The sequence below is a fragment of the Nostoc sp. DedQUE02 genome, from assembly GCF_034531035.1.
GTDB lineage: Bacteria > Cyanobacteriota > Cyanobacteriia > Cyanobacteriales > Nostocaceae > Nostoc.
The window spans coordinates 1-13,457 of the sequence record NZ_JAVRBY020000013.1 but is presented as its reverse complement, the minus strand read 5'-3'; the positions used below and the strand labels follow the sequence as shown (position 1 = coordinate 13,457).

The 13,457-nt window shown below is 42.5% G+C and carries 8 protein-coding genes and 3 pseudogenes; 2 read left to right on the top strand and 9 right to left on the bottom strand.

All coding sequences use genetic code 11. From position 1 onward, the window contains the following. The first annotated feature begins 11 nt into the window (after window positions 1-11). Entirely contained in the window at window positions 12-140 is a 129-nt protein-coding gene (locus RMX98_RS13265; protein WP_322679755.1) for a DUF4419 domain-containing protein, read from the top strand. Window positions 141-606: 466 nt separating this feature from the next. On the opposite strand, the gene RMX98_RS13260 is transcribed toward RMX98_RS13265, so the two are convergent. Together RMX98_RS13260 and RMX98_RS13255 are read right to left on the bottom strand one after the other, a co-directional pair. Further along, the gene (locus RMX98_RS13260) at window positions 607-2,244 is read right to left on the bottom strand and encodes an ATP-binding protein (protein ID WP_322679756.1); all 1,638 of its coding nucleotides are present in this window, start codon (window positions 2,242-2,244) and stop codon (window positions 607-609) included. Window positions 2,245-2,856: 612 nt separating this feature from the next. Then, window positions 2,857-3,525, bottom strand: a pseudogene (locus RMX98_RS13255) (ISAs1 family transposase); the annotation flags it as partial. Between the two features lie 651 nt (window positions 3,526-4,176). Here RMX98_RS13255 and RMX98_RS13250 point away from each other — a divergent pair. Next, the gene (locus tag RMX98_RS13250; RefSeq protein ID WP_409881450.1) at window positions 4,177-9,159 is read left to right on the top strand and encodes a filamentous hemagglutinin N-terminal domain-containing protein; all 4,983 of its coding nucleotides are present in this window, start codon (window positions 4,177-4,179) and stop codon (window positions 9,157-9,159) included. Window positions 9,160-9,461: 302 nt separating this feature from the next. Here the strand turns inward: RMX98_RS13250 and RMX98_RS13245 are convergent, their stop codons facing one another. The 7 genes and pseudogenes from RMX98_RS13245 to RMX98_RS13215 form a co-directional block, all read right to left on the bottom strand. Further along, window positions 9,462-10,286 carry an alpha/beta fold hydrolase gene (locus RMX98_RS13245; RefSeq protein WP_409880934.1) on the bottom strand — a complete coding sequence of 275 codons (825 nt, stop codon included), beginning with the start codon at window positions 10,284-10,286 and terminating at the stop codon, window positions 9,462-9,464. 82 nt (window positions 10,287-10,368) lie between these two features. Beyond that, a complete protein-coding gene (locus RMX98_RS13240) occupies window positions 10,369-11,043 on the bottom strand; it encodes a type 1 glutamine amidotransferase domain-containing protein (protein WP_409880936.1) in 675 nt (224 codons plus the stop codon). Window positions 11,044-11,088: 45 nt separating this feature from the next. Continuing rightward, window positions 11,089-11,379 (bottom strand): putative quinol monooxygenase, encoded by a 291-nt coding sequence (locus tag RMX98_RS13235; protein ID WP_409880937.1) that lies wholly within the window; start codon window positions 11,377-11,379, stop codon window positions 11,089-11,091. A 120-nt stretch (window positions 11,380-11,499) separates the two neighbouring features. Then, on the bottom strand, window positions 11,500-12,201 hold the full coding sequence (locus tag RMX98_RS13230) for a dienelactone hydrolase family protein (protein WP_409880938.1): 702 nt from the start codon (window positions 12,199-12,201) through the stop codon (window positions 11,500-11,502). Between the two features lie 68 nt (window positions 12,202-12,269). Further along, entirely contained in the window at window positions 12,270-12,512 is a 243-nt protein-coding gene (locus RMX98_RS13225) for an alpha/beta fold hydrolase (protein ID WP_409881448.1), read from the bottom strand. Then, a pseudogene (locus RMX98_RS13220) lies at window positions 12,466-12,579 on the bottom strand (alpha/beta hydrolase); the annotation flags it as partial. The gene RMX98_RS13225 and the pseudogene RMX98_RS13220, both read right to left, overlap by 47 nt. 173 nt (window positions 12,580-12,752) lie before the next feature. Beyond that, window positions 12,753-12,980: pseudogene (locus RMX98_RS13215) on the bottom strand (alpha/beta fold hydrolase); the annotation flags it as partial. Between the last annotated feature and the right edge of the window lie 477 nt (window positions 12,981-13,457).

Sequence of the window (13,457 nt, the reverse complement as noted above, 5' to 3'; positions counted from 1 at the left end):
TATCAACAATCATGCAGAAAGTTTGCGATGTGATGTACTGCGTGTGTGGCATTCCTGAGATTACGCTGTTGGGTACTGTAGAAGATTGGCAAAGTATCAGCGATCGCGTTCAAATTATGGCTGAGTATGATTTAAACTGACGTGAGTTCGACGGATAGAACAGCCCAAAAAACTTGCTATGTATGAATTAGCTGAACTGACCATTCTTCAGGCGATGCCTGCGGCGGGCTGCGCCTACGCTACGATTGATTGAGAAGTGGCAAAAAAGCCACAAAAAAATGCCGAGACTAAGAATATCTAACAAAAATTCGGGTCTCGGCTATGTATATCATTGTATACCATCTTGCACACGAGGACTACTGTTTACTACAGATTTCCCAAGCTTGACAGAGCGACGTTTTTATTTTTTGCAGTAGTGTTTTGCCACTAAAAAGACACTAGTTATATCATATCCGGCTAATTAGTTACAGTTACCACATCTATGCAAAAATCGGAAAACCCTCTTTCTCCCTGCCCCACTTCGGCTCATTTCGGCTACGCTCAATGACCAACGCTCAGTGACCACCTGCCCCTGCTATCTTAATGATTCTTTAACCGGACACGATATTATGTAACTGGGATATTGTGAGCTTCTGGTATCTTTGCTTGTACAGATTTAATTTGTTGAATGGGAATCTCGATTATGAATTTAGCTCCTGCTCCTGGAGATGAAATACAGCCTAAATGTCCTTGATGTTTTTCTGTAATAATTTGATAGCTAATTGACATTCCTAAACCAGTTCCCTTACCTACTGGTTTGGTCGTAAAAAAAGGGTCAAATAGACGCTGTTGAACTTCTTGCGACATTCCAGATCCATTGTCAGCAACCTCAATCGCAACCCAATCTGAGTTGAGTACAAGAGTGCGAATAACGATTTGTGGGTTGTCTTTTTGATTAATAACAGACAAATTTTCTAAAGCATCGATCGCATTAGTGAGGATGTTCATCAACACCTGGTTAAGTTGACCCGCATAGCATTCTACTAAAGGCAGTTGACCGTAATCTTTAATAATTTCAATTGACGTATGGTCGGATTTATCTTTGAGGCGGCTTTGCAAAATCAATAGTGTACTTTCAATACCACTGTGGATATCCACAGTTTTCATTTCCGCTTCATCTAGTCGAGAAAAGTTCCGCAAGGATAGTACGATATCACGAATGCGATCACTTCCTATTTTCATGGAAGAGAACAATTTTTTTAGGTCTTCAGTAATAAACTCTAACTCTTTCGCTGCTATGGCTGATTGAATTACTGGTGAAGGGTCAGGATATTCTTGTTGGTAGAGTTGTAGTATTTCTAGTAATTGTTGAACATATTCTTCAGCATGAGTAACATTACCATTGATAAAGCTAATAGGGTTGTTAATTTCATGAGCCACTCCAGCCACTAGTTGTCCTAAAGAAGACATCTTTTCAGTTTGAATTAGCTGCGCTTGTGTCTTTTTTAATTGTTTTAGTGCATCTTGGAGTTGTTGATTTTTTTCGGTTAATTCCTTCTCGCGCTGTCGCAAGGCTACCTCTGCCTTTTTCACAGCAGTAATATCTAAACCCATTTCCACAACCATTGGTTCACCGTTCATATTCTTGAACGGATAATCATAAATCTGATAGACATTACCTGTTTTACTATCAACCCATTCCCAAAGTTGCGGAGCATTAGTTTCAAAGACGCGAAAGGTAGGACAGACTGGACAAGGTTGCTTCAGCCCAGCGATCGCCTCATAACAACGTTTCCCTGTGGGGTCTCCAAATACCTCCTGGAAGCGTTGATTATAAAATCCTATGCCATAATCATTGGGTTGCAGATAAAGGAAAGCGGGTAGCTGATTCAGTAGATTATAAAGGCTTTGGCGTTCAGTTTCAAGTGCTTCTATTCGACGCAACTGCTGGTTGATATCTTTCCCTATTGCATAGATGAGTCCCTGTTCGTTAGTAGAAAAACTCCAAGACAACCACCGATAACTGCCATCTTTGTGAAGATAACGGTTATCCCAGTGCAAATTTTGCAGTGGTTCAGTTGGTAGCTGATGGATTGCAATATCTTCTGGATGTACTAATTCTAACCAAGAATGCCCAATTAAGTTTTCTGGTTTCCATCCCAATACCTTTTCCCACGCAGGATTGACTTGCTGGTAGCACCCATCTCCTGAGATGATACAGAATAAATCAGTTGAAAGGTTGAAGAAATCTTCTAGATTAAACACAGTAATCTTGTTATTTAAATTTTGTTTGTCTTCAAAATAACTAAGTATATCCACTAGTTACAACGTCAAGATTACTGAATAATTATAAATACAGTGAGAATTAAACTAAAGCCCAAGCTTTACAACACCCTCTACTTGCTTTTTTCATGGGTGTTGCTGAATCGAGGTATGAATTTGGATGTAGAGACTAGCAATTGCAACGTCTCTACAAGGATTTTGAAATAACGCAAAATTATTTTTCATATCGCAATCAGCAACGCCTTTTCATGAAATTGGCAATTCTTGGCAGTCGTTGCTGATAATAGTTTCAGAGCTAATTATTCAAGAGGTCTGATTGTGGTCTTTGCTCAAAGCAGTCCCCTAGACAAGTCATTATAGTGTAGTGTAATTTGTTAAAGTTCTAATGGATTCCATAAAACAAATAAATACAAGTGTATCAAAATTACTAAACTGAATTCTAATTGTGTATAAGAATGTAAAAATTATTACTTACTATTTTTCAATAAACACCCATTTTAAGTATGTATAAAACAGAACAAAATAAAACTAAGCAAAGACGAGGAGTTGTACTCACTTCTATTGGAATTAAACGGTTACAAGAAGCAATTCTTTCTATAGAGGCACCTGAATCATATAATTGTTATCCATCGCGGTGCGTTTCATTTTTTGACGGAGACTACGTTTGTAGATCTGTTCACGGTTAAGAGCATTGAGAGCCAAACGTCGTAACAGAGCAAAATTTTGAGGACTGTGAAAAGAACGAATGCGGCAAGCATCTTCTTTTAAGGTACAATCAAGAGTCCAATGAACATCGTTTTCAATACCCCAATGCTTGCGGATAGCCCGACCGATAATTTGAGCATCACTGTTTAAAGAAGTGAGATAAAACTGAACCTCACGGGTAGTTTTATTCCAAAGATGACGCACACGGACGACCATAACCAAGGATTCCAAACCTGCCCATAATTTAGGTTGATAAAGCTCGCCAAGAGCAGCAACGGCAACAGTCCAAACTTCACGAATTTTTGTGCGATGATGCCCTTTTTCTAGTCGTTTGTCATAACTAACATTAATCTCTTTCCATTGTTGTGATTGCGCTTTTTCAAACCATTTTTTGACTTGAGAATAAAGCGTGGGATGGTTGGCTTTAAGTGCCAGTACATAATCAGCTTTCTTGTCGATAATCTGTTTGGCAATTTCGGTTTGCGTACCCATTGCATCAATAGTGATAATGGTACCAGTGACATCTAGTAACTCTAATAATGCCGGAATAACAGTCAACGAAAAAATCAGTATTTATCGCTTAATTTATTTTCCAACGCTCAAGGCGATGCCTGCGGCTGGCTACGCCAACGCTAAAATATTTGTCAATAAGCAGGGATTAATGAGATTATTTTTGAGGTTATTGAGAATTCATTAGCCTTATTGATATGATGCGGCCGCCCTGGCGATCGCCAGACTAAAAAGGTGATAGTTATCTTTAGCAACTCTATTGATAGAAGACGTGCTTTTTTTATTCATGCAACAAAGCTGCAACGAACACCAGAACTTTATGAATTAAGTATTTTTAAACTATTTTAATTTTACAAAACATTTTTTAAGATTTATTTTATTGTAATTTATATTACTATTAATTTTGACAAGTTTAATATAAAATTTGTAGAACATTTAACAAATTTTACCGAAGTAAAACATCAAATATTTAGCTGTTGTTTATCTAATACTAAAGGTTTTTTCATAAAGCACTTATTCTCTAAAAGTTATACCAAATAATGAGTTGAGTAACCTGAATATCTGCTTTAGGAATCAGATAAAAAGAATTAGATAAACAAATAGCTTCATAGAAAAACCTAAAAATTTTATGTTGAGATTTTTAATTTTACCCAATTGAATAAATAATCTAGAAAATAAATAAAAATTATATTTAAAGCAATGAGAGATTTAAACTTGTTACAACGGTTAAACATTGCCGTTACCAGTACAGTAATTTGTTCTGGTAGTTGTGTGATATCTACGATGGTCTGTGCCTACGCTCAAATCACTCCAGATAGCACTCTACCCAATAATTCTAACGTTCAAAAAAATGGCAACACAATAAAAATTGAAGGTGGAACCACTGCGGGAAGCAATTTATTCCATAGCTTTAGCGAGTTTTCTCTTCCCACCGGGAGTATAGCTGATTTTAACAATAATCTAAATATTCAAAATATTATTAGTCGAGTCACAGGTAAATCGATATCTGATATTGATGGATTGATTCGTGCCAATGGTACTGCAAACTTATTATTTATAAATCCTAATGGGATCGTTTTTGGCCCAAATGCCAAATTGGATATTGGCGGCTCATTTGTAGGAAGTACAGCAAGTAGTATCAAATTTGCTGATGGCTTTGAATTCAGCGCCAAAAATCCTTCAACTACTCCATTGCTAACTATTAGCGTACCTGTTGGATTGCAGTTCAATGGTGGCGAAGGCAATATTGTTGTAGAAACCGGGAGTCCACCATCAGCTATCCCATATACAGAAGTGGGTGATGCAGGAAAATTGCCATCTACAGCCCAGGCTACCAATAGCTCAACTTCAGAAACAGTCAGTGCTATCTCTGGGACACTAGATAATGATAATGACATCGATCTATACCAACTTTTTTTGAGCAAAGGGCAGAAATTCACAGCAACAACTGTGGGCGGTAGTGAGGTAAATACTCAGTTGTTCTTGTTTGATGGCAATGGCTTAGGTCTAGCGATGAACGACGATGATTACAGCGTTAATGATGAAACTCGACAATCAACATTGCCTCTATATGAACCTTTCATTGCTCCAAATTCAGGCAAGTATTACCTGGGCATTTCTATTTATGAAAACAATCCGTACAGTTCAGAGGGTGCAATATTTGAGTATGGTTACCTCATAGGTGCTGGTGCCGGATTTCCAATTAGTGGATGGAATGAAAATCTTGGTCAGAGTAGCGGAACTTATACTATTAAGCTTAACAACCAGGTAGCTCTTACTCCCAGCCGATTGTTTGCGGTTCCACAAGGCAGAACCTTGGCGCTCATAGGTGGCAAGGTGACGGTTAGTGGCGAACAAGTCATTGCTCCTAACGGGCGGGTAACTTTGGGAGGTGTGGATGGAGCAGGAATAGTCGGGCTGAATTTGATCGATAATCGTTTGCAGGTGGATTTTCCTAGTCAAGTACCACGAGCCGATATTTCTTTAAATAACACTGGTGAAGTGAACATTGCGACTGCCAGTAGTGGCAGCCTTGATATTCACGGGCGGAATGTTGATATTACTGGCAGCTATACTGGGGCGTCGCTATTAGTGGAAGCTCAAGACAATATCCGCTTTGGCGGTGACATTAACATCGCTCAACCAGATAAAAGTCAATCTAGAGGGGAAATTAGCTTAAAAACGATATTAGGAGATATAAGTACCAAAGCAATTATTACTCATGGTGGTGCGATTGAGATTAGTAGTAGTAAAGATATTACCACCCAAGACTTGGATACTACAGATGGTGCTAACGATGGTGGTGCGATCGCTTTGACTGCTAATGGCAATATTATCACTGGAAATTTGTATTCTTACTCTGATTCTAATTCTGCTTCTTTTGCTACTATGGCAGGGAATGGAGGAGCTATTTCACTCTCTGCTATTAACGGCAATATTACCAATTGGTATTTAGATTCTTCCTCTTATTCTAGGAGTGGTAATTCTACTAGTACGGCAGGAAATGGGGGAACTATTTCACTTTCTGCTATTAACGGCAGCATTACTACTAGTGATTTAAATTCTTCCTCTTTTTCTTCTAAAGAATATGGTAGTAGAACTTCTGTTACTAGTACAGCAGGGGATGGGGGAACTATTTCACTTTCTGCTATTAACGGCAGCATTACTACTAGTAGTTTGAATTCTTCGTCTTATTCTTCTAGCAATCCTCAGACTTCTGGTTATTCTACTAGTACGGCAGGGAATGGGGGAGCTATTTCATTCTCTGCTACTAATGGCAGTATTGCTACCCAGGAAATTGAATCTTATTCTATTTCTTATTCTTCTACTAGTACGGCAGGAAATGGGGGAGCTATTTCATTCTCTGCTACTAATGGCAGTATTAGCACTACCTATTTGTTATCTTATTCTAATTCTACTAATATGGTAGGAAATGGGGGAGATATTTCACTATTTGCTACTAATGGAAGTATTAGCACTGGCAATTTGTATTCTTACTCTTTTTCTGAGTTGGCTTCTTCGATAAGTACAGCAAGTCAAGGAGAAACTAATACTCTTGTTATCGATAATGACATTAGTCTTAAGCCTAAAGATGGTGAGGTAGCAAACGGAGGTGCTATTACTCTTAAAGCTACTGATACTATCAAGATTGAATCAATCAACTCTGTAGGCAAGCTGGGTTCGGGAGATATTACGATTGAAAGTTACGCACCTTTGACTTTAGATCGTAGCATTCTTTCTAGTGATACTTTCGGGTCTGGCAATGGAGGCAATATTTTGATTAATGTACCATCTATTTCCCTGACAAATGGTGCACAGATATCTGCTAACAGTCACAGTAGTGGACAAGGTGGAAATATTTCTCTGATTGCTTCCGAGCTTATAAAATTGAGTGGAACAACAACTGAGCCTCCTAATGACATTTATGCCACTGGACTAGCTGGCATTCCTCCGGGTACTTTCCTTGGTGGTTATATTCCGAATGGTACTATTGACAACCTTAATGAAAGATATGATGATGGAACCCAATTTCCTAGCGGTGTTTTTACTCAGACAACTGTTGGCTCTACTGGTAATGCAGGCAACCTGAGAATTGAAACAGGGCAACTAATTATCAAAGATGGAGCAGCTATAGCCACAACCACATTTGGGCAGAATAGCAATGCAGGAAATATTTCGATTCAAGCAGACTCAATCTCAGTAGATAATGGCTCAATCTTGAGTGGAGTCGCAGGAGGAGCAAAAGGCGAAAGTGGCTCAATTGACCTGCAAACTGGTTTGCTTTCTATAACTGGAGGAGGAGTTGTACAAACACAAACTCTAGGAGAGGGTAAGGCTGGAAACATTAATGTAAATGCCTCTGAGAAAGTCAATTTGTCTGGTGTTAGTAGTGGTCTACGCTCAAGTAGTGGTGGTAGCAATGACCAGTTAGGAACTATCAGTAGCAAAATTGGGCAGGGTGGTGATATAAAGTTGACAACCAGTAGCCTGAGCATAACTGATGGAGCAGCTTTGGATGCTCAAACCCAAACTAATTCCATTGGAGGCAATATCACAGTTAATGCCAATACCTTGAGTGCAATTAACGGTGGACAAATTCTCACCTCTACTTCCAGTGGTGGTAAAGCTGGTAGTATTACACTTAACATCCCTGAAATTTCTATTTCGGGTTCCACTAGCGGTCTTTTTGCTCAAACTAATAGTACTGCCCCAGCCGGAGATTTAACTATTCAACCAGGTAATCAAGGGCAGAACTTGAAGATTAATTTTCAAGATAACTCGCTCATCTCTGCATCAACTTCTGGTAATGGCAAAGGAGGAATTCTCAGTGTCGATGCTCCTTTTTCGATTACCCTAACTGGTAATGGTACTTTAGCAGCGATCGCTCAAGGTAGTGCAGCAGGAGAAGCAGGAGAAGTAAAAATTACCACCAACAAGCTTGAGATTGCCGACGGGGTGAGGGTTTCGGCGGCGACGAATTCTACTAACTCCACAGCTCGTGGAGGTAAGCTAACCGTGCAAGCTGCTCAATTGAACCTGACAAACGGCAGCATTTTAGAAGCAGGGACAACAGGAGCAGCACCAGGCGGTAACTTGATAATTCAACCCAATAACAATGGGCAAACCTTAGCAATCAATTTCTCAGGTAAATCCAAAGCGTCTGCTGCTACTTCTGGTAGCGGACAGGGAGGAACCCTGAGTGCGATCGCTCCAGAGTCGATTACCCTAACTGGTGAAGGTTCGCTGATTTCAGCACAAACAACAGGTAGCGGGAAAGGTGGTGATTTGACTCTGCAAACAGGAGATTTAACAATTCGAGATGGGGCGCAAGTGAGCGTCAGCAGTACAAATACAGGCGTTGCAGGCTCGTTAAATGTGGTAGCTGACTCCATCCGTTTGGACAACAATGGCAAAATCACTGCCGATACAACAGGAGGAGGTGGCAATATCTCCTTGCGTACAGCCTTGTTGAGCTTACGCGATCGCAGTTCTATCACTACCAACGCCACTGGCGAAAATATCCCTGGAGGTGACATTACCATTGATGCTAGAAATGGTTTCATCATTGCTGTTCCCCAAGAAAATAGTGATATTAGTGCTAATTCTAGAGATTTTCGTGGTGGGAATGTGACCATCAACGCTCAAGCGATTTTTGGCATCCAGGCTCAGGATGCACCCACCCCAAACAGCGATATCACCGCCACTGGTAAAGATTCTTCTTCCAGTGGAACAGTGCAAGTCTACACAGTCTTAAATCCCAATAATGGATTAGTGGAATTACCAGCCGATTTTGTAGATCGTTCTGGTTTGATTGCTCAAGGTTGTCCGGCGAATCAAGGTAATTCATTTGTGATTACCGGACGTGGAGGTTTACCTCCTCTACCAACCCAGGCGCTTCGCACTAATCAAACTGCAACTGTTGATTGGGTGGGGTTGAATCCTCAAGCACAAAGGAGTGCAAGTGTAGGAGAAAATTCACATTTAAGCAGGAATTCTTGGGTTCAAAGCCCTAAATTAGAAGTTCAGCAAACTAACCCGACTATTGTGGAAGCTACTGGTTGGGTAATTAATCAGTCTGGCGCAGTGGAGTTAACAGCCTCTGCACCTGTAGCTACACAGACAAGTGCTTTTAATTCTGCTACAGCAGCTTGCCCATCCCAAGCTGCCTCTGTGCAAAAATAATTCGGATTCTTCCGGTAGTTTTATGGAATGGGATACAGCCATTTGCGAAATAATTGTGTTAGGCGTGGCATAACCACATAGGTGATACCATTTCACTAAAAATCTGATGCACATGTAGGTTGGGTTGAGGAACTATTTATAAGACGCATTTCGACTACGCTCAATGCTCGATCCTAGAGAAGACGAGGGTTGAGTTTCGACTACGCGGAAGTTGAGCGTAGCCGAAACTCAACTTCCGCAAAGTCGAAACCCGGCAACCTCTTTTTTAGTTTAATTTAGTCCTTCTACTTATTTCCTTATCTCTAGCTCGCTTCTGCCGCTTTCTCGATCAGAGTAGCAACGGCATCTGGATGGGAAACCATCACGACATGGGACGCGCCTTTGACAACAACAGTTTCCTTTGAGTTAGCCCGCTTCGCTAGGGAAGCATGTAACGCGGGTGGAATGATCGAGTCACGATCGCCATAAATGAACCAGGATGGGATCGATTTCCATGCAGGTGCAGCACCGGAAGCTTCGTTCAGCGCGGCTTCTGTAACCGGACGTTGGGTGCTAGCCATCAGTTGCGTGTTGTTAGTGGGCACATCCGCAGCAAACGGGGCGCGGAACTTATCCTGTAGAATATACAAATCTTTGCCGCCATCAGGCAATGTAACTGGCGGCGCGAGGGCTGGTCCAAGCTTGCTGCCCGGATAACGTCCCGAAAGTTCGGCGGTAGTCTCGCCCGCTTCAGGAGCATAGCCAGCAACGTAGACCAGTGCTTTTACGTTTTTGTTACCATTGGCTGCGTTGGTGATTACTGTGCCTCCGTAGGAATGTCCAACCAGCACGATCGGACCTTTGATGCCTTTGAGGGCACTAGCAACATAGTCTGCATCATTCTTCACGCTCCGTAGGGGATTTGCCACAGCAACGGTTGGATAACCTTTCGCAATCAGTTTGGGCAAGACACCGTTCCAACTGGAAGACTCGGCGAATGCGCCGTGAACGAGCACGATCGTGGGCTTATTGGCTTGTGCGTTTGCAGTAGTCATGATGGCTCCGAGAGAGGTCAGTGCAATGGTTCCTAAAAAGATGATGACAATCAAAAACAGGCGAATGCCTCTTTTGAGGCTGAACGTAGTCATGGTGTGATTTCCTTTGAGTTTGTTGCGTTGGATAGGAATGGATTACAACCGTGATGCGAGAAACTTACTTGATGCGGCATCGTCAAGCAGTCTCCAAGAGCGCGATCATCTTCTGTGCTGCACCTTTAGCAGAAGCGGGATTCTGCCCGGTGACAAGATGTCCATCGCCAATGCTGAATGCTTCCCAGGGATCTGTCTTGTGGAAGATTGCGCCTTGTTTTGTGAGCGCCGTTTCCAACTCGAAAGGCACATCCTCTTTCGCGTAGCCGTCTTCCTCTTCGTTCGTAAATGAAGTGATATTCTTCCCGTTGAGCAGAAGAGTGCCGTCACTTAGCTTGACGTTTAGTAATGAGGCTGGACCGTGACAAACAGCCCCAACAGGAGCACCCCGCTCGTAGGTTTCTTTCACAACCTGTTTGAGCAGTGGATGATCGGGCATATCCACCATCGGTGCCAAACCGCCAGGCATAAAGATGGCATCGTATTCGCTGACATCCACATCTGAGAGCTTCTTCGCTTTCTGCATCACAGCCCACCCTTTTCCGACCAGGAAAGCCAGGTTGTCAGGGTCGTCAGCAAGATGGAGTGCATCCAGAAACGGCGTATCGCCAGTAAGACTTGCAAAATCAACCTGGTAGTTTACTCGACTGAATTCAGCAAAAGGATGGGCGACCTCAGGCAGAAAATTTCCTGTCCTGCGGTTGTGTGGACCAATAACGAATGTGTTCGACACGATAATGAGGATCTTCTTCGACATAGTTTCTCCTTAATACGGTTATTTGGTTTGGTTCAGAACAGAGCTTTAAACAAGCTGCTTCACCGCGATCACTTCGCGGCTTTCAAGATGGGGAATGATTGCTTCTGCAACGATGCTTTGATAGTGTTTCGATCGCCTGTGCGCTTCTGCGGCAGCGGCATCGGTGTAGTGTTCGCAAAGAATAAGTTCGCTTCGATCGCTTTGGGACTGATAAATCGTGTAGGAAGTGTTGCCTTCCTCCGATCTAGTCTTCTCTGCCAGTTCCGGTAGCAATTTCAGGATGCGAGATGTTTCTGATTCCTTAATTTTCCATTTCACAATCAGGATCTGTTCCATGTGCTTACGACTCCCATGCAAGACAAATGTGTTAATGAGTAGGGGACACGGGGACTGCAATGCCTTTCTTTCATTTCTTTGCGTCTTTGCGTCTTGCTCTCACCGCGTCATTCTGACCAACTACCCCAAATGTTGTTTCAGAAATGCCAACGTGCGATCGTGCGCTAGTTCTGCGGCTTCTTTGCGATACGCCGAACTATTGATGCGACAAAACCCGTGTTTTACGCCTTCATAGCGATAGATGGTTATTAAGGGGTTATCTTTTAGTCCTTGCTGGATAGTGGCTTGAGCATCTGGCGACACATACTCGTCATTTGTACCCATGTGCAATATCAATGGTTTCTGAATATTTGTTGCTTCGGCTAAATTCTTGTCAATATCAACCCCGTAGTAACTGACGTTGGCATCGGCATCGCTACGGGTTGCCATAAAGTATGCCAGTTTACCACCCAAACAAAAGCCCACACTGCCGACCTTGCCTGTGCTGCTGGGATGTTGCCGCAGAAAAGATAGACTTGCCTTCAGGTCTTCTACGCCATTATCTAAATCAAATGCGGCAAGGAACTCAAAGGCTTTAGCCCAATCTTCCTTACTCTCAGGATCGAGTTCCACACCTGGTTTTAACCGCCAATACAGGTCTGGCAGGATTACCAAATAGCCTTCTTTGGCATAATCATCAGCCGTCCGGCGCATATTATCATTGATTCCGAGAACTTCCTGAATCAACACAATCCCTGCACTAGGCTGAGTACTGGGTATTGCTAAATAAGCGCTAAAACTACCACCAGACAGGGCTGGTATGGTTACATTTTGAGTTGTCATCGTTTCGTCTGGGGATGTGGATTGATTGTGTCAATGGTTGTCTGGGCAGCGATCGAGCTTTGCGTTGATTAGGCAGAAATAGGTTGCAGCCGTGATGTGAGAAATTGAGTGATGTAATTTGCAATCGCATCTCCCTCTTCTTCTAATGCAAAATGTCCCGTATCCAGTAGATGAAACTCAACGTCTTTTAGATCGCGCTGGTAGGCATAGACACCCTCAGCAGGGAAGATGGTGTCGTTCTTGCCCCAAACAATCAAGGTTGGTGGCAACGCGAAGCGTACCGTGACGACCGATATAGCGGGTGATTTCACCACCGCCAGTTGAATGACCAACCAGGACTACATTTTTGAGATTCAGTGTCTCAATGAGCGTTGCTAGTGGTCTGCCAAGGAAACTTTGCGTTGTGGTTAGCAGAGGAGCGGAGGGGCAGGGGGGCAGGGGGGAAAGACTTACTGCAACGTTTCTCCCCTGCTCCCTTGCTCCCTTGCTCCCTTGCTCCCCTGCTCCCTTGCTTACCTCCACGTAGCAATTTTGGGTTGGTACACTACTAGGTCGTCGGCGTAAGTATCCATGTCATTGCCGTTCCCAGGTTGGCTTGACCTACCATGACCCCGACGGTCATGAGCTATAGCACGATAGCCATGCTCTGCGAGAAAAACCAACTGTTCGTCCCAAGCATCAGCATTGAGCGGCCAACCATGACTGAAGACAACGGGTTGTCCTGTTCCCCAGTCCTTATAATAAATTTGCGTACCGTCCTTAGTTGCGATCGCATTCATGATTTTGTCTCCTTGGTTGTATTTTCACAGGTTTCTTGAGGATATATAGCGGTTCTCACTTGAGTGCAATAATGTGACAATGGTTGTGGCAATGTCTTTAAATGTCTCCCGCTAAATATCTATTTCCATCGCAAAGTTTTTCAAGGGCGTTAGGTCGTTTTCCTTGAGAGGATTTGAGAACTTGCCCTGATATTCAAGTTGGTAATAGCAAGTAGATCGCCCCGTTAATATATGATGTGAAAGACTTCTATATATATATGGGTGTGAGCGAATCAATGTTATGCAGCTAGTGAGAAAAATATTTCCGCATTGTTGTAGTGCTGATTTGCAGTCACAGGCATTGGGCTGCTTATGCTTAAAGTATTTTAATGTGGAAACAGTACTCAAGATTTGTGTTCAATAACCCACATTCCGCAGGTTAGTTAAGAAAGAAGATAATATTTTCGACAAGGAGCACCAAAAAACTGGAGAATCCAT

What these genes read in the sequence shown, in the direction of transcription:
- RMX98_RS13265 (WP_322679755.1), top strand. Translation starts at nt 12, where the DNA reads ATGCAGAAAGTTTGCGATGTGATGTACTGCGTGTGTGGCATTCCTGAG.
- RMX98_RS13250 (WP_409881450.1), top strand. Translation starts at nt 4,177, where the DNA reads ATGAGAGATTTAAACTTGTTACAACGGTTAAACATTGCCGTTACCAGT.
- RMX98_RS13245 (WP_409880934.1), bottom strand. Translation starts at nt 10,286, where the DNA reads ATGACTACGTTCAGCCTCAAAAGAGGCATTCGCCTGTTTTTGATTGTC.
- RMX98_RS13240 (WP_409880936.1), bottom strand. Translation starts at nt 11,043, where the DNA reads ATGTCGAAGAAGATCCTCATTATCGTGTCGAACACATTCGTTATTGGT.
- RMX98_RS13235 (WP_409880937.1), bottom strand. Translation starts at nt 11,379, where the DNA reads ATGGAACAGATCCTGATTGTGAAATGGAAAATTAAGGAATCAGAAACA.
- RMX98_RS13230 (WP_409880938.1), bottom strand. Translation starts at nt 12,201, where the DNA reads ATGACAACTCAAAATGTAACCATACCAGCCCTGTCTGGTGGTAGTTTT.